Raw genomic sequence first — 23,732 nt, forward strand, 5'->3', positions numbered from 1 at the left:
GCGTTAAAAGCGATACTACCGGCTCTATCGTATTCGGCTGACTATCGCCGACGGCGCGGCGATTCCGCTCCCGAGCGCGGAAACGCCGCGGGAGCGGGACGGCCGATCGATCCTAGTCTTTCCGGCACGGGAACGCGTCGCGCAGGGCGAGCAGCGCCAGGACGCCGGCCTTCTCGCGCAGGGCCGGCGGGTGGGCGGCGCCGTAGGTCACCACCGCCCGGACGAGCTGGAGCCGGTTGCCGTCGGGCGGCAGGCAGGCGCCGAGGATCGGCGGCTGGCTGGCGGTGTCGGCGACGCCGGCGAGGTCCTGCACCGCACCCATGAAGGCCCAGCAGCCGACGGTCTCCGGGTCCTGGCGGAACTCGACCTCGCCACCCCGCACTTTGGCGCCGCGCAACAGGCTCTTGCACTGCGCCACCAGCACCGCGCCCTCGGCGGCGCGCACGGGCGCCGCGAAGGCCCCGGCCGCCAGGAATGCGGCCAGGCTCAAAGCCGCAGCGCGGAGGAGGTCGGGGAACGGTAAGATGTTGCTGGGGAACGGCGCGCGGTTCAGGACCCTGCCCGGACGGTTCGGGAACCTGCTCGGAATCGACATGCGGACACAACTCGACGCGGGAGGCCGCCTGCCTGGGGCCCACCGCATCCTAGCAAGCGGAGCGGGGCTCCGCCCCGCGCGCCGCGCGCCGAGTCACACCCTCGTTGCCGCAGGGCCCCGCGACGGGGCCGGTCAGCGCGCCGGATAGACCACCCGGGCGAGCGCCGCCTCGACGCGCGGCGTCGAGACCGCCGGGGCGGAAGCCTTCTGGTACTGCGCCATCATCCGGCGGGCGGCATCGGCGGGAAGCGCGCCGATCGGCGCCGTCATCGCCAGGAGTTCCTTGCGGGTCTTGGCCGCGACGACCCCGGGACGGTTCACGTCCTGGAAGTCGCTCATCTTGTGCTTGTCGGAATCGGGGGTGCCGTGGAACACCCGCGGGCCCTCGGGCATGATGACGATGTCGCCCGGGCGCAGGGTCGGGTCGCGCAGGAGCGCGGTGCGGGCGTCGAGGGACTTGAGCGGCGACACCGAGAGCTGAAGGGGCTTCTCTTCCTTCGCCGGCTTCACCTCGGCTTTCGGCAGCGCGACGTAGCGGGTGCGCCCGCGCAGGGCCTTGGCCTGGACCGCGAGGCGGTTGCGCCGGGTCGCGCGCTGGCGGATCGGCGCGTCGTAGGGCTGGACTACGTAGGGCTGCGCCACCGGCGCCGGGGCGGCGGAGGGCCCGCCGAACATCTGGCGCAGGAAGTCCAGGCCGTCATTCTCCGCCCGCGCCCCGGCGCTCGAGGCGATCAGCAGGCATCCGGACGTCATCGCCAGGAGAAGGGCGCGGAGCCGGGCAGCCGGCATGGTCTGGTGCAGCGGCATCGAGCCCCCCAGGAACGTGGTGGTGACGGAGTGTGGCGGTGGTCTTGAGAAATCTGTACTGGTACCCGGCCGATTAACCTCCACCGCAGCCTGACAGTTCCGGGCTTTTCGCCAAAGATGAACAATTTATGATCGCGCCGTCCCGCCCCCTCGCCGATCGGATGAGGCGGGATCGCGCGGGCGCGGCGCCGGGCCGGGTGACGGCCCGGACGATCGCCATCTCCCGCCGTCGTCTTGGATATAGACCCCCGAACACTGACCCTGACCTGGTGCGAGGCGTGGAGCATCGATGACGCAACGACAATCGACGCCGGGATGCGGCGCGCTGCGACCGGCCCTCGCCCTCGTCCTGGCACTCGCGGGCATCCCCGCCGCCGCGCAGGCGCCTGCCACGTCCCCTGCCCCGGACAAGCGCGTGCCGATGGAGCCGACGGCCTGGCCGTTCACGGCGATCGGGCGGGTGAACGTGGTGCAGGGGCCGGCACACCGCAGCCACTGCACCGGCACCCTGGTCGGACCGCGCCACGTGCTGACCGCCGCCCATTGCCTGTTCGACGCCCGCCTCGACACCTGGGTCAAGCCGCACCAGGTCCACTTCGTCGCCGGACAGGCCCGCGACCTGAACGCCGGCACCGCCGAGATCGAGGCGTTCCGCCTCGCGCCCGGCATCGATCTGCGGACGGCAGGACGGCCGGCCCCAGGCGCGATCGCCCCGGAGATGGTCGGGCGGGACTGGGTGATCCTCACCCTGCGCCAGCCCATGGCCTTGAAGCCGGTACCGTGGCGCGTGCTGTCGAACGCCGACCTGCCGGGGAGCCGGCCCGGCGCGGTGGTGGCGCTCGCCGGCTACGCCGCCGACCGGCCCTACCTGCCGGTGATCCATCGCGGCTGCGCGGCCCGGATCGACGCGCCGGCCGCGGGCATGCTGAGCGATTCGTGCGAGTCGATGTCGGGAGAATCCGGCGCGCCGGTGCTGCTGCTCGAACCCGATGGCGGCGCGGCGCTCGTCGGGATCCACACCGCGGTGACGGGGGGCACGCGGGTCGGGAGCGCCTACCGCTCGGCGAGCGGGGTCGGGGTCGCGGCCGGCAGCTTCGCCGGCACCCTCGCCGAGATGATCAGGCCGTGAGGCGCCAGAACGCCACCTGGGTGTCGCCGTAGGTCCGGCGCTCCAGTTCCGAAAAACCCTCCGGCGCGGGGAGGGTGGCGGAGGCCGCCTCCTCGACCACCGCGAGGGCGTCGCGCCTCAGCCAGCCGCCCTCGCGCGCCGCGGCGAGCGCCTGCGGGGCGAGATCGCGGCCGTAGGGCGGGTCGCAGAAGACGAGGCCGAAGGGCTCGCCGGGCGGGGCCGGGCCGAGCCGTGTGGCGTCGCGGCGAAACAGCTGCGTCCGGCCGCCGAGCCCGAGGGTATCGAGATTGTGGCGGATCACCCCGCGTGCCTCCGCCCCCTCGTCGACGAGGAGCGCGAAGGCCGCGCCGCGAGAGATCGCCTCGCAGGCGAGCGCCCCGGTGCCGGCGAACAGGTCGAGGACGCGGGCGCCCGGGACCGGATCGTCGTAGGCGTGAGCGAGCACGTTGAACATCGCCTCGCGTAAGCGGTCCGAGGTCGGCCGGATCGCGTCGCTGCGCGGCCCGGCGAGGCCGCGGCCGCGCAGGTCTCCTCCGACGATCCGCATCGCTCAGGCTCAGCCGCGCGGCGGCCGGCCGCCGCCGGGACGCGCGCCGCGCCCGCCGGGCTTCCCCCCGCCACCGGCGCCGCCGGACCGGAAGCCGCCGCCGGGCTTGCCGAAGGGCTTGCCCCCCGGGCGGCCGCCGCCACCGCCGCCGGGACGGCCCTCGCCCTTGCCCCCGAAGGATTTCCCGCCGAAGGACTTGGCCCCGAAGGACTTGCCCCCACCGGGCTTGCCGCCGAACGATTTCGCCCCGCCCGGCTTCGCCCCGAACGAACGGCCCTCGCCGGAGCGCCCCTCGAACGAGCGACCGCCGCCACCGGGACGGCCCTCGCCGCCGAAGCCGCGGCCTTCGCCGCCGCCCGAACGGCCCTCGAAGGACCGGCCACCGCCGCCGGGACGGCCCTCGCCCTTGCCGGCGAAGGATTTCGCCCCGAAGCCGCGATCCCCGCCGCCGAACGAACGGCCACCGCCACCGCCACCGCGGTTTTCACCACCGTAGGAACGGCCCTCGCCGCCGGAGCGGCCCTCGAACGACCGACCTTCGCCGCCACGGCCCCCGAAGCTCTTCGCTCCAAAGCTCTTGGCCCCGAACCCGCGGCCCTCGGCGCCGTCCGGGCGTCCGCCCGACCGGCCGAAGCCGCGTCCGCGGCCGCCGTCCTCGGCGAGACCCGCCTTGGCCCCACCCCGCGGGGCACCGCCGTCGCGGTCGCGGCGCATCGGGCGGTCGTCGCCACCCGGGCCGCGGCCGGGGGCGTCGTCCCGGTCGCCGCGGAACTTGGTGCGGCGGTGCGGCGCCGCCTCCTCCTGCGGCTGCGCGACCAGGCGCTCGACCAGCACCCGGCGGTCGCCGGAGGTGATGGCGCCGACGCGCTGGCGCGGCGCGTCGGCGGTGGCGGCGCGGATTTCCTGCGGGCTGTCGCCGCGCCGGTGCACCCGGCCGCGATTCGGCAGGTCGCCGGCGGCATCGGCCTCGGGATCGCGCCAGACCGTGCGCACCGGCGCCCGGCGGGCGGCCGGCGCCGTCGGCGGCTTGCCGAATTGCGGCCGGGCCGGGTCGCGCCCGCGGGGTGCCCCGTCCTGCGCCGCCCGGGCGGCGGCCTTCGGCGAGCCGAACGGCGCGATCGGCTCGCGCACCGGGCTGGTGAAGTCGACGCCGGCCTGCTCGGACAGCGTGGTGCCGAGCTGGTCCTTCAGCACCCGGGTGCGGATCTCCTCGACCAGCCCGACCTCGAGGTCGCCGAGCTGGAACGGCCCGAAGGAGAGCCGGATCAGCCGGTTCACCGACAGGCCGAGATGCTCGAGGATGCGCTTGACCTCGCGGTTCTTGCCCTCGCGCAGGCCGAGCGTCAGCCAGACGTTGTCGCCCTGCGCCCGGTCGATCGTCCCCTCGATCGGGCCGTACTCCATCCCGTCGATGGTCACGCCCTTGCGCAGCGCATCGAGCTGGGCCTGGTCGACGTCGCCGAAGGCGCGCACACGGTAGCGGCGCAGCCAGCCGGTCTCCGGATGGGCGATGACCTTGGCGAGACCGCCGTCGTTGGTGAGGAGCAGCAGCCCCTCGGTGTTGATGTCGAGCCGGCCGATCGCCACGACCCGGGGCATGTCCTCGGGCAGCACGTCGAACACCGTCTGGCGCCCCTCCGGGTCGCGGGCGGTGGTGACGACGCCGCGGGGCTTGTGGAACAGCCACAGGCGGGTGCGCTCGCGGGTCGGCAGCGGCTCGCCGTCGATCGTGATGCGGTCGCTCGGTGTCACGTTCACCGCCGGGGAATCGAGGCGCACGCCGTTCAGCGTCACGCGGCCCTCGGCGATCATCGCCTCGGCGTCGCGGCGCGAGGCCACGCCCGCCCGGGCGATCGCCTTGGCGATGCGCTCCGGCTCCGGCTCGGCAGGGTCTGCCTTGGATGGAGCTGCCTTGGACGGGGCTGCCTTGGCCGGTCCACGCTTGGAAGCCTGCCCCTCCGGGGATGCCTCGTCCCGTCCGCGACGCCGCTGCGGCGCCCCGGTCTCGTCGTCGTTGATGTCGTTCATGCGCGCCTGATACCAGACGGGGTGGGGCGACGCGAGTGGAACCGATGCGCGATTTTGCAAGGGGGGCCCCGGGCGAGAGCGGGGTCTTGGCCGAGAACGGGGCCCCGCGGCCGGATCCGCTCGGCCTCGCCTTCGAGGCGGCGCGCGAGGCGGCGGCCCGCGGCGAGGTGCCGGTCGGCGCCGCGCTGGTGCGCGACGGGGTCGTTCTGTCGGTCGCCGGCAACCGTCCCCGGGCCGACCGCGATCCCACCGCCCACGCCGAGATCCTGGCGATCCGGGCGGCCTGCGCGGCCCTCGACGACGAGCGCCTGACCGGCTGCGACCTCTACGTCACCCTGGAGCCCTGCGCGATGTGCGCCGGCGCGATCAGCTTCGCGCGCATCCGCCGGCTCTACTTCGCCGCCCCCGACCCGAAGGGCGGCGCGGTCGAGAACGGCCCGCGCTTCTTCAACCAGCCGACATGCCATCACGCCCCGGAGGTCTACGGGGGTTTTCGCGAGAGCGAGGCCGCCGCGCTCCTGCGCGATTTTTTCCGCGACCGACGCGTCTGACACCCCTCGAATTCAGCCTTCTCAAATCAATATAGCAGTGGCTATATGAGCCGGCCCGAAGCGGGGCGGGTGCGAGGGAGCATGGGGCCGATGCGGGACGGACGGGCGTGGCGCGCCGGCGGCGAGGCGGCGGAGCCGAGCCTCGGGGCGATGAACGCGAGCGTGCCGGTGCAGGCCACCGGCTCCTGGCCGCGGCGGCTGCTGGCGTTCCTCGGGCCCGGCTACATGGTGTCCGTCGGCTACATGGACCCGGGCAACTGGGCCACCGACATCGCCGGGGGTGCGCAGTTCGGCTACACGCTGCTCGCCGTCATCCTGCTCTCGAACCTGATGGCGGTGGTGCTCCAGGCGCTCGCCGCGCGGCTCGGCATCGCCACCGGCCGCGACCTCGCTCAGGCCTGCCGCGACGCCTATTCGCGGCCGGTGGGCATCGCCCTCTGGCTCGCCTGCGAGGCGGCGATCATCGCCTGCGACCTCGCCGAGGTGATCGGCACCGCCATCGCCCTGAAGCTGCTGTTCGGCCTGCCGCTCATCGCCGGGGCGATCCTGACCGGGCTCGACGTGCTGCTGATCCTGCTGCTGATGCGCCGGGGCTTTCGCGCGCTCGAAGCCTTCGTGATCGCGCTCCTCACCATCATCTTCGCCTGCTTCGCGATCCAGATCGCGCTGGCCGCGCCGCCCGTGCGCGAGGTGCTGGCGGACTTCGTGCCCTCGACCCAGATCGTGACCGATCCGGCGGCGCTCTACCTCGCCATCGGCATCCTCGGCGCCACGGTGATGCCGCACAACCTCTACCTGCACTCCTCGATCGTGCAGACCCGGGCCTACCCGCGCGACGAGGCCGGCCGGCGCAGCGCGCTGCGCTTCGCGGTGGCCGATTCGACCATCGCCCTCACCCTCGCGCTGTTCGTCAACGCGGCGATCCTGATCATGGCGGCCAAAGTCTTCCACGGCGCCGGCCAGACCGGCGTGCAGGAGATCGAGGAGGCGCACGCCCTGCTCTCGCCGCTCTTAGGGGTCGGCCTCGCCTCGACCCTGTTCGCCCTCGCGCTCCTGGCCTCGGGCCTCAACTCCACCGTCACCGCGACGCTCGCCGGCCAGATCGTGATGGAGGGCTTCCTGCGGCTGCGCCTGGCCGACTGGGCGCGCCGCCTCCTCACCCGCGGCATCGCCATCGTGCCGGTGGTGATCGTCACCGGGCTCTACGGTGACGAGGGGACCGCGAAACTCCTGGTGCTGAGCCAGGTCGTGCTGTCGATGCAACTGCCCTTCGCGGTGATCCCGCTCGTCCGGTTCGTCTCCGACAAGAGCAAGATGGGAGTCTTCGTCATCCCGCCCTGGCTCAAGATCCTGTCCTGGACCATCGCCGCGGTGATCGTCGTCTTGAACCTGAAGCTCCTCGTCTCGACGTTCAGCGGCGGGTGACGCCGGGGACGGCGAGAGTCGGGAAGCAGACGCAAGCGCAGACATGTGGCATTTGCACAACATTTAGGCGAAACCAGCGCGACGAACTGGGCGAGAACTCGGAACAACGGGGCCGATTCGGACTTTACGCTCCACGTTTTTCGAATTGCGTGGACGCCACGATGAAGATCCGCACCGGCTACTCGATCGCCTTCGACACGCCCGGCCCAACCCCGATGGTCCTGATGCTCAACGTGCATCCCGACCGCGCCGGCGACATGATCACGCCCGACACCATGACCATCGACCCGCCGGTCCCCGCGCACCAGTTCGTCGACTCGTTCGGCAACATCTGCACCCGCGTCACCGCCCCGGGCGGCCGCATCACCTTCTCGGCCGACTTCCTGGTGCAGGACAGCGGGCAGGTCGACGACTACGCGCCCGACGCGATCCAGCACCCGGTGCAGGACCTGCCCGACGACGTGCTGCCCTTCCTGCTCGCCAGCCGCTACTGCGACACCGACAAGCTGTCGGATACCGCCTGGCAGCTCTTCGGGAACACGCCGGAGGGCTGGGCTCGGGTGCAGGCGATCGTCGACTACGTCCACAACCACATCCGCTTCGACTACCAGCGTGCCGACTCGACCCGCTCGGCGCTCGACGGCTTCAACCAGCGCGAGGGCGTCTGCCGCGACTTCGCCCATCTCGCCGTCACCTTCTGCCGCTGCATGAACATCCCGGCGCGCTACTGCACCGGCTATCTCGGGGACATCGGCGTGCCGGCGGTGCCCGATCCGATGGATTTCTCGGCCTGGTTCGAGGTGTACTTAAGCGGGCGCTGGTACACGTTCGACGCCCGCCACAACAAGCCGCGGATCGGCCGCATCGTCATGGCGCGCGGCCGCGACGCCACCGACGTGGCGATCTCGACGAGCTTCGGCCCGGCCTGGCTCGCCAAGTTCGAGGTCCACACCGACGAGGTGGTGGAGCCGGCGCCGCAGGCGCTGCCGGAAACGGAGTGGCTCCAGGCGGCGGAGTAGGAACGGCGCGCGGAGGGCTCCCCTCCCCGCCGTGAACCGGGTGGTGCATCCGGCGTCAGGCGAGCCGGTCGCCTGAGAGGAACGATGTCGGAGGGCGCCTTCTCACTGGGGATGGCTGCCCTTCGAACATCGATCCGGCAAGCCTCGCGCCGCCCGGCCCGAGGCTAAGTGCAGCGGGAGCGTGGCGTCGCCGTCCCACTCGGGCGTGCGATCGAGCGACCTGCCGTCGGCTGTGGAATCGGAGTTCGGCAGCCCTACCTCTGCGCGATCGGCGACGTCGCGGCGCAGGGCTGACGTGGGTGGAGCGGTGCCGATCGTGAGGCCGCCCGTCACGATGATTGCGGCCTCACCGGAAGCGCCGCCCTCTCCCGCACGATTGTCGTTGAGGCGCCGTCCCCGCCGAGGGGGAAGGTTCGGAGGTGGCGCTCCTCCAGGCCCTCACACGACCCGGAGCGGCTTCTCCAGCACCCGCAGCACCTGCGCCAGGTCGTGGCCGCGCTTCAGGATGCGTCCGGTCTCGGCGATCACCGCGTAGGCGCCCTGGCGCCGGGCGAGGCGCGGGTCCTTCTCGATGCGGTAGAGCGGTCGCTCGGAGGTGCGGCGGTGGATGGCGAACACCGCCTTCTCGCGGGTGAAATCGATCGTGTAGTCCCGCCATTCGCCCTCGGCGACCATCCGGCCGTAGAGGTTCAGGATGATGCGCAACTCGTCGCGATGGAACGACACCTGCGGGACGGTGCGTGGGAACGGCACCACGTGCGCGCCGGCGCTCCGGCTATCGGCCGTCTCTCCTTCGCTCATCGTGTCTCCTGGATATCCGGGGGGTGACTCGCGGGGTGATTCGCGCCGGACGGCGCTGCGTTCCGGGGCGCGGCGGTGACGAGCCGGCGAACGACCCGGGTCCGACCATGATGGGATGGCGTCGACGGCCCCGCAAGGGTTGCGTTGGAGAGACAGTGTGCCGGCAACTCGCCGAGGCGAAGCGGAAATACGAGAGAAACGGCGAGAGCGCCCATAAACCGCCACAATCACGCCCCGCGCCGGCCTTGATGCGCGCGTAGGGGTGAAACGACCTCATGGCCCGGCCTGTCGGCCGCTCCGGTACCCAGCCCCCCAGCCCCCCAGCCCCCGCGATGCCGGCGGGCCGGGCCTCCTCCGAGGTTTCGAGACCCAAACCACTTCAGGGCCGCCTCCTCGGAGCGCGGTCCTTCTTTTGAGCCCCGGGCTCGATCTCGGCGTTGGCTCTTCAGGCTTCCTTGCAGTGGGCGAGGCCCAGGGTGGCGGGGCGCCGGGATGCGAGACGCATCCGGGCGGGCGCATCCGAGAAGGTCGGTTGCACCTTCAGGCGGGACGAACGGCGCGAAGGCCGGGACGCGCCCGGTGAAACGGGCAAGGCCGGGCATGGCGGTGTCTCTCGGTCGAAACAGCGCCAGCCTTCCCCTCGCGTCCTCCGCCCGGGCCGACCCCGGACGCACCGGCCACAATGGCCGAGGTCGAGCTTAAGCCGGCGCCCCGACCGTGTCGGCCATCCGGGCGCGGCGCGTACCCATCGGCTCCTCCGGCCCGGTGGTGGTGTCGCGGGCGGTCTGGTGCTCAAGCTCGGCGTTGATCTCGCCGCCGACGAGCACGATCGTCGAGGAGATCCAGATCCAGGTCATGAAGCCGATCGCGGCGCCGAGCGAGCCGTAGGTCTCGTTGTAGCTGCCGAAATGCGCGACGTACCAGGAGAAGCCGATTGAGGCGGCGAGCCACACCACGCCCGCGGTGAGGCTGCCGGGCGTGACCCAGCGCCAGCGCGGCAGGTCGCGGCTCGGGCCGTAGCGGTAGAGGAGCGCGAGCGCGAACAGCAGCACCGCGAGCAGGGCCGGCCAGCGCAGGAGCGCGATGTACCACGCGGTCGGGCTGATCCGGATGCCGAAATTGCCCAGAAAGTTCAGCGCCACCGGCAGCACCACGATGCAGCCGAGCGCCACGATGACGAAGACCAATGCGCCGAAGGTGAAGGTGAGCGAGCGCAGGTTGAGCTGGATGAAGCTGCGCTTCTCCTGCTCCTCGTAGACGATGTTGAGCGCATCGAACATCGCCTTCATGCCGGCATTGGCGCTCCACAGCGAGATCGCGAGGCTGGTGAAGAAGGTGATGCCGAGCGTGGTGCCGCCCTTGGCGGTGATGCGCTTGACCTGGTCGCCGATGATCTCAAGCGCGCCCGAGGGCAGCACGCCCTGGAGCAGGGACAGGTGGTCGTTGATGGTGCTCGGATCGGTGAACAGCCCGTAGAGCGAGACGAGGGCCGCCACCGCCGGGAAGATGGCGAGCAGGGTGTAGAAGGTGACGCCGGCGGCCACCGACAGCACCCGGTCCTTCTGGAATTCGAGGTAGACGCGGTAGAGCACGTCCTTCCAGCCCTTCGGGGGGATCTCGGTCGGGGTCTCGGCCTTGCGCCCGCGGTCGCCCTCGGTGTCGGCGACCCACTGGGCCGGGCGCCCGGAATACGATTTGGCGCCGCGGCCGAGATGCCGCGTCGGGTCCGGCGCCGCCTCCATGACGCCGTCCGGCCGCCGCGCCGTGACGAGGCGGACGAGGGCGAGGCCGAGGAAGACGGTCCACAGGGTCGAGGTCACGCCGGACGGGGCGGAACCGGAGCGGGGTTCGGGCGGCATCGCGACACCGGGAGCAAGGAGGATCGGCCGGGCCCACAAGCGTGGGCGCTCGGGATTCACAACGTCGCGCCGCGGGGAGCGTTCCGGTTCCGATAAAGTGCCTTCGGGTCAATGACTTGACCCTGGGTACGCTAGGCCGCCGCGCTGCCGCCGGCCAGTCCGCGGATCAGCTCGGCGAAGCGGTCGCCCTGAACCAGCACGTGGGCCCGCAGGCGCTCGCCGGCCAGCGCGTCGTCCCCGGCCAGAATCGCCTCGACGGCGCCCTCGTGCTCGGCCAGCGACTGGCGCAAGCGATTGCGGGCCCGGAGCTGGATGCGCCGGAACGGTGCCAGGCGCCGGCTCAACGACACGGCCTGCTCGCACAGGAAGCCGTTGCGCGACGCGCGGTAGATGACCGCGTGGAAGACCGCGTTCTCGGCGTAGTAGGCCTCGGTGTCGCCGGCCGCGGCCGCCGCCCGGCAGGCGTCGAGCGCCGCGACGAGTTCGTGCTGGTGCGCATCGGTGAGCCGCCGCGCGGCGAGGCGGCCGCAGGCGGCCTCCAGTTCCGCCATGGTCTCGAACATCTCGATGAGCCGGGCCGGCTCCGGCGTGCTCACCACCGCGCCGCGGCGCGGCTTGACCTCGATCAGGCCGGTGACGGCGAGTTGCAGCAGCGCCTCGCGGATCGGCGTGCGCGAGACCCCGAACCGGGCGGCGAGCTGGACCTCGTCGAGCCGGTCGCCGGGGCGCAGCACCCCGTCCACGATCTCGTCCTCGATCGTCTGCCGCAGCCGTTGGGCGTGGTTCCGGGGAGCATGACTCGGAGCATGACTCATGGCGCCTCCCTCCTCCGGGCGCATGGGATACGACTTCCGCAGAATATGCACGCCGGTTGACAAAATATACAAGATGGGAGTCTTTTCCGATCGAGACGCAGCGGTCCCCTCGAGAAGGCCGCGCTTCAACGACGGATCCGGAGCCGACGCGCTCCCGACGGAGGAAACGCCATGGCTCTTACCCGCCGCACGATCGTGGCCGCCGGCCTCGCCGCGCCAGCCCTGGTCAGCCTCGGCCGCGCCGCGCAGGCCGCCACCATCCTGAAGCTGTCGCACCAGTTCCCGGGCGGCACGGTCGACGAGGGCGATTTTCGCGACCGGATGTGCCGCAAGTTCGCCGCCGCCGTGAAGGAGCGCTCGAAAGGCGCGCTCGACGTCCAGGTCTATCCCGGCTCGTCGCTGATGAAGACCAACGCCCAGTTCAGCGCGATGCGCAAAGGCGCGCTCGACATGAGCCTCTACCCCCTGCCCTATGCCGGCGGCGAGGTGCCGGAGACCAATATCGGGCTGATGCCGGCTCTGGTGACCTCCTACCAGCAGGCGATGGCCTGGAAGACGGCGCCGGTCGGACGCAAGCTCACCGAGATCCTGCAGGCGAAGAACATCGTGCTGGTCTCCTGGGTCTGGCAGGCCGGGGGTGTGGCGAGCCGCGACCGCCCGCTGGTGCGGCCGGAGGACGCCAAGGGGATGAAGGTCCGCGGCGGCTCGCGCGAGATGGACCTGATGATGAAGGCGGCGGGCGCCGCGACGCTCAGCCTGCCCTCGAACGAATCCTACGCGGCGATGCAGACCGGCGCCTGCGACGCGGTCATCACCTCCTCGACCAGCCTGATCTCGTTCCGGTTGGAGGAACTGTCGAAGTCCCTCACCTCGGGCCGCGGCCGCTCGTACTGGTTCATGCTCGAGCCGATCATGATGTCGAAGGCGATCTTCGACGGCCTGCCCAAGGACCAGCGCGACCTCGTCATGGCCGTCGGCGCCGAGCTCGAATCCTTCGGCCAGGAGGGCGCGCAAGCCGACGACACCCGGGTCGAGCAGATCTTCGGTAAGGCCGGCGCCAAGGTCGAAACCCTCGACGAGGCGACGCTTGGCCGCTGGCGCGACATCGCCCGCGATTCGGCCTGGAAGGACTACGCGGCGAAGTCCTCGTCCTGCGCCGAGATGCTGAAGCTCGCGGAGGCGGTCGCGTGAGCCACGCCTTCGACGCGGCCTCCGCCACGCCTGAGCCGGAGCGCGCCGCGGCGCGGGTCCGGCTTCCCGGCCCGCTGGCGGCGATCGACGCCGCGATGGCGGGCTTGAACCGGCTGATCCTGCTCCTCGGCGGCGTCGCCCTCGTCGCCGCCTGCCTGGTCTTGAGCTACAGCGTCGTCGTGCGCTACTTCCTGAAGATCCCGACCGAGTGGCAGGACGAGACGGCGGTGTTCCTCATCGTCGGCGCCACCTTCCTGTCGGCGGCGGGCGTCCAGGCGAAGCGCGGCCACGTCGCCATCGAGGCGCTGACCGGCCTGCTGCCGCCGCGGGCGAACCGCCTGCGCCTGCTCTTTGCCGACATCGTCAGCCTCGCCTTCGTGGCCTTCTTCGCCTGGAAGAGCTGGACCCTGCTGCACGAGGCCTGGGAGGACGGCCAGATCTCGCAATCGACCTGGGGCCCGCCGCTCTGGATCCCCTACTCGCTGATGGCGTTCGGCATGACGCTGCTGACGCTGCAATTCCTGCTCCAGATCGCCGAAGGCCTCGCCCGCGGCCCGGCGGCGGCCGGCTTCGCCGACCCGAAGGTGGGCTTGGGCGCCGACCTCAAGACCCCGCCGAAAGGACCCGCCCGATGAGCACCGCGATCATCGGCACCCTCTACGCCGGGGCCACCCTCGGCGCGATGCTCGCCGGCATCCCGATCGCCTTCGCGCTCGGCGCGGTGGCGCTCCTGTTCATGCTGGCCTTCATGCCCGGCGCCTCCCTCGATACCGTGGCGCAGAACGTCTACGAGGAGATGGCCTCGATCACGCTCCTGTCGATCCCGCTCTTCATCCTGAAGGGCGCGGCGATCGGCCGGTCGAAGGCGGGCCAGGACCTCTACTCGGCGATGCATGCCTGGATGCACAAGATCCCGGGGGGTCTCGGCATCGCCAACGTCTTCGCCTGCGCGCTGTTTGCCGCCATGGCGGGGTCGAGCCCGGCGACCTGCTCGGCGATCGGCTCGGCCGGCATCCCGGAGATGCGCAGGCGCGGCTATTCCGGGGGCTTCGCCGCCGGCATCATCGCGGCGGGCGGGACGCTGGGCATCCTCCTGCCGCCCTCGATCACCATGATCCTCTACGCGGTGGCGGCCGAGCAGTCGCTCGGCCGGCTGTTCCTCGCCGGCATCGGCCCGGGCCTGCTGCTCGTCCTGCTGTTTGCGGCTTACGCCGCCTGGCGCTTCCGGCGCGAATTCGCCATGGCGCGCGCCGCCTACGCGACCGGCGGACCCGAGCACCCGATCCTGGCGGAAGACCGCTACTCGATGGCGCAGCGCTTCTCGACCCTGCCGCGGGTGCTGCCCTTCGTGGTGCTGCTCACCGGCGTCATGGTGGCGCTCTACGGCGGCTACGCCACACCCTCCGAGACGGCCGGCCTCGGCGGATTGCTGGCGCTGGCGCTGATCGCCGCGATCTACGGCGTGTGGCGGGCCCGGGACGTCAGCCCGATCCTGATCGCGACCTTGCGCGAATCGACCATGCTGATGCTCATCATCGGCATGTCGCTGCTCTACGCCTACGTGATGAGCTATCTCCACATCTCGCAGGCCGCGGCGGCCGCGATCGTGGCGATGCACCTCTCGCCGTGGCTCCTGCTGCTGACCATCCTGCTGCTCGTCGTCGGCCTCGGCTTCTTCCTGCCGCCGGTCTCGATCATCCTGATGACCGCGCCGATCATCCTGCCGCCGCTGCGGGAGGCGGGGTTCGACCTGGTCTGGTTCGGCGTGGTGATGACGATCACCATGGAGATGGGGCTGATCCACCCGCCGGTCGGCCTCAACATCTTCGTCATCAAGAACATCGCGCCCGACATCCCGCTCTCCGAGATCATCTGGGGCACCCTGCCCTTCGTGATATTGATGGCGGTGGCGATCCTGGTCCTGTGCGTCGCCCCCGGCATCGCGCTGTGGCTGCCGGATCTCCTCTTGCCCTCGACCAAGTAGAGGCGCCACCATGCGCGATGCGCCGCCGGGACCCGCCTGCGACACCCGGCGGCGCTCCTCTCTCCTCTCCGCTGCCGCAGCGGAGCCCTATCTGATGACGGGCGGCGCGACGGATTCCGGCAGCGGATCCCGGGCGACCGCGCAACGCGACGGTGAGCAAGGCCCCATGGCGGCGATCTCGTTCCTCGGCGACCTCCTCCAGAGCATCTCGGACCGGGGCCGCGGGCTGATCGCCTTCGGCCGCGACGATCCCGCCAAGGCGAGCGTCGCCGAGGTGGTGAAGCTCTGCGAGGACCTGATCTCCCGGCGCGGCGAGGCCTCGGGGGTGGCGCTGGCCCGCATTATCCTCGACCGCTACGACAGCTTCGGGCGCGCCGACCGCCACGATTTCCTGCGCCGCATCGCCCTCGATTTCGGCGCCGACCACGCGGCGGTCGAGGGCGCCATCGCGGCCTACGGGAAGGCGCCGTCCCGGGCCGCCCTCGGGCGCCTGCACGAGGCCGCCGAGCCGCGCTCGCAGGAGCTGATCCGCCGCCTCAACCTCGCCCGCGACGGCACGATCGCGCTGGTGCGGATGCGCGAGGACCTGTTCACCCTGCGCGACGCCGCCCGCAAGGCCGACAAGCCGGACCCGGCTTTGGCCGAGGCGGTCGAGAGCCTGGATTCCGACTTCGAGCACCTGTTCGCGTCGTGGTTCAACCGCGGCTTCCTAGTCCTGCGCCGGATCGACTGGACGACGCCGGCCCACATCCTCGAAAAGATCATCCGCTACGAGGCGGTGCACGCGATCTCGGACTGGGACGACCTGCGCCGGCGCATCGCGCCGCCGGACCGGCGCTGCTTCGCCTTCTTCCACCCGGCGCTCCTCGACGAGCCCTTGATCTTCGTCGAGGTGGCGCTCACCACCGGCATCGCCGCGGCGATCGCCCCGATCCTCGCCGACGACCGCCGGCCGACCGACACCAGCGAGGCGACGACCGCGATCTTCTACTCGATCTCGAACTGCCAGAAGGGCCTGGCCGGCATCACCTTCGGCAACTTCCTGATCAAGCAGGTGGTCGAGGACCTCTGCCGCGAGATGCCGGCGCTGAAGACCTTCGTCACCCTCTCGCCGGTGCCGACCTTCCGGTCCTGGCTCGACCGCGAGCGCCGGGCCGACGCCCCGCAGGGGATCACCCGCGAGGACGTCGAGACCCTGCGCCTCCTCGACCAGCCCGACTGGCACGCCGACAAGGCCAAGGCCGACGCGGTGAAGAAGGCCCTGCTGCCGGCCGCCGCCTACTACTTCCTGCGTGCCAAGACCCCGCGCGGCAAGCCGGTCGACCCGGTGGCGCGGTTCCACCTCGGCAACGGCGCCCGGCTGGAGCGGCTGAACTTCCTGGGGGACGTTTCGCCCAAGGGCCTGTCGCAGGGCTACGGTCTGATGGTGAACTACCTCTACGACCTCGCGGCGATCGAGAAGAACCACGAGACCTACGCCAATCTCGGCACCGTCTCGGCCTCGCTCACCGTCAACCGCGAGTTGCGCCAGAACCTGCCGCCGGCGCGGTCGGTGGCGCTGGCCGAGGCGTGAGCATTTTCTCCTCTCCCCGCGGGCGGGGAGAGGGCTGTTGACCCCTTGTCGGGTCAACAGCGAGGCGGCAGCCGAGGGTGAGGGGGAGATGCCGGATATGGCTCCTCTTTCGGAAACACCCCCTCACCCTCGCCCTGCGGGCTTGCCGTACCCTCTGAACGAGGGCACGGCCCTCTCCCCGCCCGCGGGGAGAGGAGAAGTACCCGCGTTCTTCGAGTGGATGGCGCGACCGCTCTTCACGCCGACAATCCAAGAGTCCCCCATGTCCAACCACTTCTTCGACATCGTCCGCTCCCGCCTCCCCGCCGATCCCTCGGCCAAGGTCTTCCTCGAGACCCCCGAGGGCCTGCGCTGGAGCTACGCGGATCTTATCGCCGAATCCGGCCGCTACGCCGCGGCTCTGGTCGGGCTCGGCGTCGCCCCCGGCGACCGGGTGGCGGTGCAGGTCGAGAAGAGCCCGGCGGTGATCGCGCTCTATCTCGGCTGCGTGCGGGCCGGCGCGGTGTTCCTGCCGCTCAATACCGGCTACACGCCCTCCGAGATCGCCTACTTCCTCGGCGACGCCGAGCCGGCCCTGTTCGTCTGCGATCCGGGCAAGCTCGACGCGCTGAAGCCGGTGGCCGAGGCGGCGAACGTCAAGCAGGTCGGCACCCTCGACGCCGGGGGCGAAGGCACCATGGCGGCCGAGGCCGCGGGCCAGACCGGCGACTTCGCCGACGTGGCGCGCGCCTCGGACGACCTCGCGGCGATCCTCTACACCTCGGGCACCACCGGGCGCTCGAAGGGCGCGATGCTCACCCACGACAACCTGTCGTCGAACGCGCTGACGCTGGTCGATTACTGGCGTTTCACGCCGGACGACGTGCTGATCCACGCGCTCCCGGTGTTCCACACCCACGGCCTGTTCGTCGCCACCAACACGGTGCTGATGTCAGGTGCGGCGATGATCTTCCTCCCCAAGCTCGATCCGCCGCTGATCCTGTCGCTGATGGGCCGGGCGACCGCCCTGATGGGCGTGCCGACCTTCTACACCCGCCTCCTCAAGGAGCCGGGCCTGACCCGCGAGGCGACCGCCGGGATGCGCCTGTTCGTCTCCGGCTCGGCCCCGTTGCTCGCCGAGACCCATCGCGAGTGGCAGGAGAAGACCGGTCACGCGATCCTCGAGCGCTACGGCATGACCGAGACCAACATGAGCACGTCGAACCCCTATGACGGCGACCGGGTCGCCGGCACGGTCGGGTTCCCGCTGCCGGGCGTGTCGCTGCGGGTGGTCGATCCGGAGACCGGCCGGGGACTCGCCGCCGATCAGGTCGGCATGATCGAGGTGCGCGGGCCCAACGTGTTCAAGGGCTACTGGCGCATGCCCGAAAAAACCGCGGCCGAGTTCAAGGCCGACGGCTTCTTCATCACCGGCGACCTCGGCAAGGTGGACGAGCGCGGCTACGTCCACATCGTCGGGCGCGGCAAGGACCTGATCATCACCGGCGGCTTCAACGTCTACCCGAAGGAGGTCGAGACCGAGATCGACGGGCTGCCCGGCGTGCTCGAATCGGCGGTGATCGGGGTGCCGCACCCGGATTTCGGCGAGGGCGTCACCGCCGTGGTGGTGCCGCGCGGAACGGAGGCCCCGAGCGAGACCGCGATCCTCTCGGCCCTCGAAGGCCGGCTCGCCAAGTTCAAGCTGCCGAAGCGCGTCATCATCGCGGACGAGCTGCCCCGCAACACGATGGGCAAGGTGCAGAAGAACCTGCTGCGTGACACGCACAAGGGGTTGTACGGGGGCTGAGGGATCCCATTCGACCGTCGCTTCTATCCCACCCACCACCTCATCCTGAGGTGCGAACGAAGTGAGCCTCGAAGGAGGCTTCCAGGGGCCATCGAGATTTCTGGAGGCCTCCTTCGAGGCCTCCGCTTCGCTCCGGCACCTCAGGATGAGGCCGCGGGTGGGTTAGGATCGGTTCTTGTGGTTTTCGAGCGAGCAACCCAGCCCTTCACCCCACCCCGGGAAACTCCGCCGCCAGCGCCGGCACCAGCTCCCCCAGAAAATCCTCCGCCGCGGCCGGCAGCGTGCGCCCGGCCTTGGCGATCAGGCAGACCGGGCGCGAGAAGCTCGCCTCGGCGATCGGGCGCGAGCGTAAGGAGGGCTCGGCCCGGATCTCGCGGGCGGAGCCCGGCAGGATGGTGAGGCCGAGCCCGGCCCGCACCATGCCGACCGCCGTCATCATGTAGGTCGCCTCGCAGGCGGTCACCGGCAGCCGGCCGGCGGCGACGAAGGCGGCGTCGACCACCGCGCGCACGCTGGTCTCGGCATCCATCAGCACCAGCGGGTACTCGGCCAGCGCCTCCAGCGTCACGCTTCCGACCTCCCCGATCGGGTGGCCGGCGGGATAGACCACGTGCAGGGCGTCCGCCGCGCGGGCGAGCACCGTGACCTCCGCGTCGCGCACCTCGCCGCCGGTGACGCCGAGATCGACCTCCTCGCGCCGCACCAGCCCCAGCACCCGCTCGGCGATGGCATCCTTGACGACGAAGCCCATCCGCGGATGCGCCGCCCGGAAGGCCGCGATGGCGTCCGGCAGCACCCCCGCCGCCACCGAGGGCAGGGCCGCGATCCGCACGATGCCGTGGCGCCGCGCCGCGAGGTCGCGGGTGTCGACGACGACGCTGTCGAGCTCGCGCAGCACGCGCTGGAACACCGGCAGCAATTCGCGCCCGACTCGGGTCGGCTCGACGCTGCGGCTGTTGCGGTCGAGGAGGCGCACCGCCAACGCCTCCTCCAGCCGGCGGATCTGCACCGTCAGCGCCGGCTGCGACAGGTTCAGGAGCGCGGCCGCCCGGGTGAAGCTGCGCAGGTGGGCCACCGACACGAAGGCGCGAACGTGGCGCAGGTTGAGATCCATAACGGATGGTTATCGGGACGATCCGATCTTTTCAATTGCCGGATCGACGACCTCTTGGTGTGATTTGGTCGAACAGAACGGCGCCACGTCCGAGCGCCGAACCCCCGGGAGGAAACGATGCTGGCCCTGCTTGGCCTGTGCACGATCGCGCTGCTGCTCACCGCCATCCTGACCAAGCGCCTGTCGCCCCTCGTGGCGCTGATCGTGATCCCGGTCGCCGCCGCCCTCGTCGGGGGATTCGGGCTCGACACCGGCAAGTTCGTGCTCGCCGGCATCCAGAGCCTGGCGCCGGTCGTCGGGATGTTCGTGTTCGCGATCCTGTTCTTCGGCATCGTCAGCGATGCCGGGCTGCTCGACCCGATCATCGACAGGATCCTCGCCACCGTCGGCACGCGGCCGAGCCGGATCGTGCCCGGCACGACTCTGCTCGCGCTGCTGATTCACCTCGACGGCTCGGGCGCGGTGACCTTCCTCATCACCATTCCGGCGATGCTGCCGCTCTACGACCGGGTCGGGATCGACCGGCGCATCCTCGCCTGCGCGGCCTCGCTCGCCGCGGGCGTGAACTTCCTGCCCTGGACCGGGCCGATGATCCGGGCCTCCGCGGCGCTCAAGCTGCCGATTCCCGACATCTTCACGCCGCTGGTGCCGGTCCAGGCGGTCGGCCTCCTGTTCATCTTCGCCGTCTCGTACTGGCTCGGCCTGCGCGAGGAGCGCCGGCTGAAGCATGCCGGAGCCGGGACGGCCGAGGCGGTCGCCGCCGGCGGGCGCTCCTTGAGCGATGCCGAACGGTCCTTGCGCCGGCCGGACCGGTTCTGGCCGAACCTCGTCCTCACCGTCGCGGTGCTCGGCACGATGGTGCTGATGGCCGAGAAGATCCCGCCGGCCCTGATGTTCATGCTCGGCACCGCGCTGGCGCTGATCATCAACTACCCGAGCGTCGACGCGCAGCGCCAGCGCATCGACGCCCACGCCAAGGCGGCGATCCTGATGGCGTCGATCCTGCTGGCGGCGGGCGTGTTCACCGGCATCATGCAGGGCACCGGCATGCTCAAGGCGATGGCGCAGGGCGCGGTCGCCTTCGTGCCCCCCAGCCTCGCCCCGCACATCCCGTTCGCCCTCGGCCTCGTCTCGATGCCGCTCAGCATGCTGTTCGACCCGGACTCGTTCTACTTCGGCGTGCTGCCGGTGGTGGCCGAGGTCGCCCACCAGCTCGGCGTGCCGCCGCTCCAGGTGGCGCAGGGCGCGCTCCTCGGCCAGATGACCACCGGCTTCCCGGTGAGCCCGCTCACGCCGGCGACGTTCCTGGTCTGCGGCCTCACCGGCATCGACCTCGCCGACCACCAGAAGTTCACCTTCCCGTTCCTCCTCGCGGCCTCCGTGGTGATGACCTTCGCGGCCGTCGCCTTCGGGGTCTTCCCACTCTGATCCCCCGGCACCCGCAAGGGTGCCGGCCAGCCCGAATGGGCGCCGGCGCCGAATGCGCCGGACGCCTTCGCCGTAAGGCGAAGGCCACCTAATGAGGACAATCATGAGAACCATTCGCCTCGGCGCCGGGGCCGGCTATGCCGGCGACCGGATCGAGCCCGCCCTCGAGCTCGCCGAGCACGGCGCCCTCGACTACCTCGTTTTCGAGTGCCTGGCCGAGCGCACCATCGCGCTCGCACAGCAGGCGCGCCTGCGCGATCCCGCCGCCGGCTACGACCCGCTGCTGGAAGCCCGGATGCGGGCGGTGCTCGAGCCGTGCCGGCGCAACGGCACCCGCATCGTCACCAACATGGGGGCGGCCAATCCGCTCGCCGCGGCGGAGAAGACCCGGGCGATCGCCCGCGACCTCGGGCTCTCCGGCCTGAAGGTCGCGGCGGTGATCGGCGACGACGTGCTGGAGGCGGTCGGCGCCGGCGACTACGAGATCCTGGAGACCGGCGGCCGGGTGCGCGACCTCGGCAACCGGGTGATCTCCGCCAACGCCTATCTCGGCGCCGGGCCGATCGCCGAGGCGTTGGCCCGAGGCGCCGACGTGGTCGTCACCGGCCGGGTCGGCGACCCGGCGCTGTTCCTCGCCCCCCTCATCCACGCCTTCGGCTGGCCATTCGACGACTGGGACCGGCTCGGCCGCGGCACGCTCGCCGGCCACCTCCTCGAATGCGCCGGCCAGATCACCGGCGGCTACTTCGCCGATCCCGGGTTGAAGGATGTCGCCGGCCTCGCCCGCCTCGGCTTCCCCATCGGCATCGTCGACGAGGAGGGCGGCATCGAGATCACCAAGGTGCCGGGCTCGGGCGGGCAGGTGACGCTCGCCACCTGCAAGGAGCAGCTGCTCTACGAGGTGCACGATCCCGCCCGCTACCTCCAGCCCGACGTGGTGGCGGATTTCTCCGACGTGACCATGGAGGCGGTCGGCCCCGACCGGGTGCGGGTGACGGGAGGGCGCGGCGGGCCCGCGACCGGGCTCCTCAAGGTCTCGGTCGGGCTGATTGATTCCTATATCGGCGAGGGCCAGATCTCCTACGCGGGCCCGGGCGCCGCGGCCCGCGGCCGCCTCGCCCTCGACATCGTGCGCGAGCGCCTGACGCTGACCGGTGTTCGAGCGAGCGAGCTGCGCTTCGACCTGATCGGCGTCGATTCCCTGCATGGGGCGCGCCTGGCCGGAGATGCGTCCCGCCTCACCGAGGTGGCAGAGCCGTACGAGGTGCGCATCCGCGTCGCCGGACGCTGCGACAGCCTGGCTGAGGCGGCGCGGATCGGCAACGAGGTCGAGACGCTCTACACCAACGGTCCGGCCGGCGGCGGCGGGGCCTGGAAGTCGGCCCGCGAGGTCGTCGGCGTGCTCTCGGTGCTGGTGCCAGCCGCGCTCGCCCGGCCGAGCGTGCGGATGATCGAGGCGTGAGGGAGACGACGATGAAGCTGCGCGCACTCGCCCATTCCCGCACCGGCGACAAGGGCAACACCGCCAACGTCTCGCTGATCGCCCACGATCCGGCCGACTACCCGCGCCTGGAGCGCCACGTCACCGCCGAGCGGGTCCGGGCCCACTTCGCCGGCATCGTCCAGGGCGAGGTGACCCGCTACGCGCTCCCGCGCCTCGGCGCCCTCAACTTCGTCATGACGGGCGCGCTCGGCGGCGGCGTCACGCGGTCGCTGGCGCTCGACGCCCACGGCAAGGGCTTGAGCGCGGCGCTGCTGGACCTGGAGATCCCGGACTGACGCGGCCCGCCTCCCGGAAGAAGAGCCGACGATGATGTGGAGGACGGCCGGCCGGGGATTGCCGGCCGGTCTGCCATCGCGTCCCTTCTCTTCATGCCGATCGAGGTCGCGCGCAGACGACGGGTCGTCAACGCCGGCTCAAGCTTAACCGGGGGTGAGCCGAACCCGCGCGTTTCTCGGCGATCGCCACCGCTTTCGCTGACCAGCCGAACAGAGCGTCGGGTCTCGACTTGGCTCAGCTTCATTTTGGGCTGGATCGGCGGTAACGCACATGTTACCCGACAAGTACGGAACCGATCCGGTTCACCTCTCCCTCTACCCGGAACTGCCATGCTCTCCCGGTTTCACCTGGGCCGGATGGCCTGCCTCTCGGCGGCCCTCCTTGCCGGTCACCTCGTCGCGGCCCGGCCAGTGGCGGCCTGCCCGGCCAGCCTGCCGGCGGCGGCGGAGCGGATGAGCCTCGAGGTGACCGAGGCCCACGTGGCCCGGCGCGAGGCGGTGCGGGTGCTCGCCATCGGCTCGTCCTCGACCGAGGGCATCGGCGCCTCGGCGCCGGACCGGACCTACCCGCACCTGCTGGAGCAGTCCCTGCGCACCGCCTGGCGCGGCACCCCGGTCGCCGTCACCAACGCGGGCATCGGCGGCGAGACCGCCGACCAGACGCTGGCGCGCCTCGCCGAGACCCTGGCGCAGCCGGTCAAGCCCGACCTGGTGATCTGGCAGGTCGGCACCAACGACGCGATCACCGGCGGCAGCGAGGCGGCGTTCCGCACCCGGCTCGAGCAGGGCATCGCGCTCGTGCGCGCCGCCGGCAGCGACCTCATCATCCTCGACCAGCAGTATTATCCGGCGATCCCCGACCACGCCCGCTACGAGCGCTTCGTCGGCCTCGTCGCCACGGTCGCGACCGGGGCCGAGGTACCGGTCTTCTCGCGCTACGCCCTGATGAAGGACTGGAACCGCCAGGATCCGGGCCTGCTCGACGGCATGCTGTCCTCCGACAAGTTCCACATGGGCGACCAGGGCTATGCCTGCCTCGCCCAGGCGCTCGGCCGCGACATCCTCGACGCCGTCACCCCGCGGCCCGACCCGCTCCAGGCCGTCGCCCGCGCCAAGCGCCAGCCGCTGCCGGGGAGCGTGGGGCTGAAGCGGGGCTGAGGAGGCCTCACGGCTCGCGGCGGCGGATCGGCGCCCTCGGACGGATCCCGCCGGGGGCGTCGTCTTTTTCGAGCCGTGCGACGGCTCTGCGAGCCATCCCATCCACCACCTCATCCTGAGGTCGCGGGTGGGATGGAAATGGT

21 protein-coding genes are annotated in these 23,732 nt (G+C 71.4%); 13 read left to right on the plus strand and 8 right to left on the minus strand.

Features of this window, described 5'->3' with window-relative positions; all coding sequences use genetic code 11:
• Positions 1-112: 112 nt before the first annotated feature.
• Both ACS5PV_RS01470 and ACS5PV_RS01475 read right to left on the minus strand, forming a co-directional pair.
• Entirely contained in the window at positions 113-490 is a 378-nt protein-coding gene (locus tag ACS5PV_RS01470) for a Rap1a/Tai family immunity protein (RefSeq protein WP_455393606.1), read from the minus strand.
• 237 nt (positions 491-727) lie between these two features.
• The gene (locus ACS5PV_RS01475; RefSeq protein WP_455393607.1) at positions 728-1,402 is read right to left on the minus strand and encodes a hypothetical protein; all 675 of its coding nucleotides are present in this window, start codon (positions 1,400-1,402) and stop codon (positions 728-730) included.
• Between the two features lie 289 nt (positions 1,403-1,691).
• Between ACS5PV_RS01475 and ACS5PV_RS01480 the strand changes: the two genes are divergently transcribed.
• Positions 1,692-2,531 (plus strand): trypsin-like serine peptidase, encoded by an 840-nt coding sequence (locus ACS5PV_RS01480; RefSeq protein ID WP_455393608.1) that lies wholly within the window; start codon positions 1,692-1,694, stop codon positions 2,529-2,531.
• Here the strand turns inward: ACS5PV_RS01480 and rsmD are convergent.
• Together rsmD and ACS5PV_RS01490 are read right to left on the minus strand one after the other, a co-directional pair.
• Positions 2,521-3,078, minus strand: coding sequence for a 16S rRNA (guanine(966)-N(2))-methyltransferase RsmD (gene rsmD / locus ACS5PV_RS01485; protein ID WP_455393609.1), 558 nt, complete (start codon positions 3,076-3,078; stop codon positions 2,521-2,523). The genes ACS5PV_RS01480 and rsmD overlap by 11 nt on opposite strands.
• Before the next feature lie 9 nt (positions 3,079-3,087).
• On the minus strand, positions 3,088-5,106 hold the full coding sequence (locus tag ACS5PV_RS01490) for a pseudouridine synthase (protein WP_455393610.1): 2,019 nt from the start codon (positions 5,104-5,106) through the stop codon (positions 3,088-3,090).
• Positions 5,107-5,192: 86 nt separating this feature from the next.
• On the opposite strand from ACS5PV_RS01490, the gene ACS5PV_RS01495 reads away from it, so the two are divergent.
• From ACS5PV_RS01495 to ACS5PV_RS01505, 3 genes are all read left to right on the plus strand, one after another.
• A complete protein-coding gene (locus ACS5PV_RS01495) occupies positions 5,193-5,657 on the plus strand; it encodes a nucleoside deaminase (RefSeq protein WP_455393611.1) in 465 nt (154 codons plus the stop codon).
• Positions 5,658-5,747: 90 nt separating this feature from the next.
• Positions 5,748-7,082, plus strand: a complete 1,335-nt coding sequence (locus ACS5PV_RS01500; protein ID WP_455393612.1) for an Nramp family divalent metal transporter — start codon at positions 5,748-5,750, stop codon at positions 7,080-7,082.
• A 161-nt stretch (positions 7,083-7,243) separates the two neighbouring features.
• Positions 7,244-8,101 carry a transglutaminase-like domain-containing protein gene (locus ACS5PV_RS01505; protein ID WP_455393613.1) on the plus strand — a complete coding sequence of 286 codons (858 nt, stop codon included), beginning with the start codon at positions 7,244-7,246 and terminating at the stop codon, positions 8,099-8,101.
• 438 nt (positions 8,102-8,539) lie between these two features.
• Here ACS5PV_RS01505 and ACS5PV_RS01510 read toward each other — a convergent pair whose 3' ends face one another.
• The 3 genes from ACS5PV_RS01510 to ACS5PV_RS01520 all read right to left on the minus strand — a co-directional run bounded on the left by ACS5PV_RS01510 (position 8,540) and on the right by ACS5PV_RS01520 (position 11,576).
• The gene (locus tag ACS5PV_RS01510; protein ID WP_109974604.1) at positions 8,540-8,902 is read right to left on the minus strand and encodes a DUF2794 domain-containing protein; all 363 of its coding nucleotides are present in this window, start codon (positions 8,900-8,902) and stop codon (positions 8,540-8,542) included.
• A gap of 698 nt (positions 8,903-9,600) precedes the next feature.
• On the minus strand, positions 9,601-10,761 hold the full coding sequence (locus ACS5PV_RS01515) for a YihY/virulence factor BrkB family protein (RefSeq protein WP_455393614.1): 1,161 nt from the start codon (positions 10,759-10,761) through the stop codon (positions 9,601-9,603).
• 131 nt (positions 10,762-10,892) lie between these two features.
• A complete protein-coding gene (locus ACS5PV_RS01520; protein ID WP_455393615.1) occupies positions 10,893-11,576 on the minus strand; it encodes a GntR family transcriptional regulator in 684 nt (227 codons plus the stop codon).
• Between the two features lie 171 nt (positions 11,577-11,747).
• Here ACS5PV_RS01520 and dctP point away from each other — a divergent pair, with 171 nt between their 5' ends.
• The 5 genes from dctP to ACS5PV_RS01545 all read left to right on the plus strand — a co-directional run bounded on the left by dctP (position 11,748) and on the right by ACS5PV_RS01545 (position 18,110).
• Positions 11,748-12,767 carry a TRAP transporter substrate-binding protein DctP gene (gene dctP, locus ACS5PV_RS01525; RefSeq protein WP_455393616.1) on the plus strand — a complete coding sequence of 340 codons (1,020 nt, stop codon included), beginning with the start codon at positions 11,748-11,750 and terminating at the stop codon, positions 12,765-12,767.
• Positions 12,764-13,402 (plus strand): TRAP transporter small permease, encoded by a 639-nt coding sequence (locus tag ACS5PV_RS01530; protein WP_455393617.1) that lies wholly within the window; start codon positions 12,764-12,766, stop codon positions 13,400-13,402. Before dctP ends, ACS5PV_RS01530 begins: the two co-directional genes overlap by 4 nt.
• Positions 13,399-14,751 (plus strand): TRAP transporter large permease, encoded by a 1,353-nt coding sequence (locus ACS5PV_RS01535; RefSeq protein WP_455393618.1) that lies wholly within the window; start codon positions 13,399-13,401, stop codon positions 14,749-14,751. The genes ACS5PV_RS01530 and ACS5PV_RS01535 overlap by 4 nt, the downstream gene beginning before the upstream one ends.
• A 166-nt stretch (positions 14,752-14,917) precedes the next feature.
• Positions 14,918-16,324, plus strand: a complete 1,407-nt coding sequence (locus ACS5PV_RS01540; RefSeq protein WP_455393619.1) for a malonyl-CoA decarboxylase — start codon at positions 14,918-14,920, stop codon at positions 16,322-16,324.
• 262 nt (positions 16,325-16,586) lie between these two features.
• Entirely contained in the window at positions 16,587-18,110 is a 1,524-nt protein-coding gene (locus ACS5PV_RS01545; protein ID WP_455393620.1) for a malonate--CoA ligase, read from the plus strand.
• 205 nt (positions 18,111-18,315) lie between these two features.
• On the opposite strand, the gene ACS5PV_RS01550 is transcribed toward ACS5PV_RS01545, so the two are convergent.
• Positions 18,316-19,224 (minus strand): LysR family transcriptional regulator, encoded by a 909-nt coding sequence (locus ACS5PV_RS01550; RefSeq protein ID WP_455393621.1) that lies wholly within the window; start codon positions 19,222-19,224, stop codon positions 18,316-18,318.
• A gap of 117 nt (positions 19,225-19,341) precedes the next feature.
• Here ACS5PV_RS01550 and ACS5PV_RS01555 point away from each other — a divergent pair, with 117 nt between their 5' ends.
• The 4 genes from ACS5PV_RS01555 to ACS5PV_RS01570 all read left to right on the plus strand — a co-directional run bounded on the left by ACS5PV_RS01555 (position 19,342) and on the right by ACS5PV_RS01570 (position 23,589).
• Positions 19,342-20,652, plus strand: a complete 1,311-nt coding sequence (locus ACS5PV_RS01555; protein ID WP_455393622.1) for a CitMHS family transporter — start codon at positions 19,342-19,344, stop codon at positions 20,650-20,652.
• 103 nt (positions 20,653-20,755) lie between these two features.
• On the plus strand, positions 20,756-22,114 hold the full coding sequence (locus ACS5PV_RS01560) for an acyclic terpene utilization AtuA family protein (RefSeq protein ID WP_455393623.1): 1,359 nt from the start codon (positions 20,756-20,758) through the stop codon (positions 22,112-22,114).
• Between the two features lie 11 nt (positions 22,115-22,125).
• Entirely contained in the window at positions 22,126-22,431 is a 306-nt protein-coding gene (locus ACS5PV_RS01565; RefSeq protein WP_455393624.1) for an AtuA-related protein, read from the plus strand.
• A 330-nt stretch (positions 22,432-22,761) separates the two neighbouring features.
• A complete protein-coding gene (locus ACS5PV_RS01570) occupies positions 22,762-23,589 on the plus strand; it encodes an SGNH/GDSL hydrolase family protein (RefSeq protein ID WP_455393625.1) in 828 nt (275 codons plus the stop codon).
• Positions 23,590-23,732 lie beyond the last annotated feature (143 nt).

The organism is Methylobacterium sp. Gmos1, assembly GCF_053764715.1.

Excerpts from the sequence above, each read along its gene's own strand:
- ACS5PV_RS01475 (WP_455393607.1), bottom strand. The coding sequence starts at position 1,402 with ATGCCGCTGCACCAGACCATGCCGGCTGCCCGGCTCCGCGCCCTTCTC.
- ACS5PV_RS01480 (WP_455393608.1), top strand. The coding sequence starts at position 1,692 with ATGACGCAACGACAATCGACGCCGGGATGCGGCGCGCTGCGACCGGCC.
- rsmD (WP_455393609.1), bottom strand. The coding sequence starts at position 3,078 with ATGCGGATCGTCGGAGGAGACCTGCGCGGCCGCGGCCTCGCCGGGCCG.
- ACS5PV_RS01490 (WP_455393610.1), bottom strand. The coding sequence starts at position 5,106 with ATGAACGACATCAACGACGACGAGACCGGGGCGCCGCAGCGGCGTCGC.
- ACS5PV_RS01500 (WP_455393612.1), top strand. The coding sequence starts at position 5,748 with ATGCGGGACGGACGGGCGTGGCGCGCCGGCGGCGAGGCGGCGGAGCCG.
- ACS5PV_RS01505 (WP_455393613.1), top strand. The coding sequence starts at position 7,244 with ATGAAGATCCGCACCGGCTACTCGATCGCCTTCGACACGCCCGGCCCA.
- ACS5PV_RS01510 (WP_109974604.1), bottom strand. The coding sequence starts at position 8,902 with ATGAGCGAAGGAGAGACGGCCGATAGCCGGAGCGCCGGCGCGCACGTG.
- ACS5PV_RS01515 (WP_455393614.1), bottom strand. The coding sequence starts at position 10,761 with ATGCCGCCCGAACCCCGCTCCGGTTCCGCCCCGTCCGGCGTGACCTCG.
- ACS5PV_RS01520 (WP_455393615.1), bottom strand. The coding sequence starts at position 11,576 with ATGAGTCATGCTCCGAGTCATGCTCCCCGGAACCACGCCCAACGGCTG.
- dctP (WP_455393616.1), top strand. The coding sequence starts at position 11,748 with ATGGCTCTTACCCGCCGCACGATCGTGGCCGCCGGCCTCGCCGCGCCA.
- ACS5PV_RS01535 (WP_455393618.1), top strand. The coding sequence starts at position 13,399 with ATGAGCACCGCGATCATCGGCACCCTCTACGCCGGGGCCACCCTCGGC.
- ACS5PV_RS01540 (WP_455393619.1), top strand. The coding sequence starts at position 14,918 with ATGGCGGCGATCTCGTTCCTCGGCGACCTCCTCCAGAGCATCTCGGAC.
- ACS5PV_RS01545 (WP_455393620.1), top strand. The coding sequence starts at position 16,587 with ATGTCCAACCACTTCTTCGACATCGTCCGCTCCCGCCTCCCCGCCGAT.
- ACS5PV_RS01550 (WP_455393621.1), bottom strand. The coding sequence starts at position 19,224 with ATGGATCTCAACCTGCGCCACGTTCGCGCCTTCGTGTCGGTGGCCCAC.
- ACS5PV_RS01555 (WP_455393622.1), top strand. The coding sequence starts at position 19,342 with ATGCTGGCCCTGCTTGGCCTGTGCACGATCGCGCTGCTGCTCACCGCC.
- ACS5PV_RS01560 (WP_455393623.1), top strand. The coding sequence starts at position 20,756 with ATGAGAACCATTCGCCTCGGCGCCGGGGCCGGCTATGCCGGCGACCGG.
- ACS5PV_RS01565 (WP_455393624.1), top strand. The coding sequence starts at position 22,126 with ATGAAGCTGCGCGCACTCGCCCATTCCCGCACCGGCGACAAGGGCAAC.
- ACS5PV_RS01570 (WP_455393625.1), top strand. The coding sequence starts at position 22,762 with ATGCTCTCCCGGTTTCACCTGGGCCGGATGGCCTGCCTCTCGGCGGCC.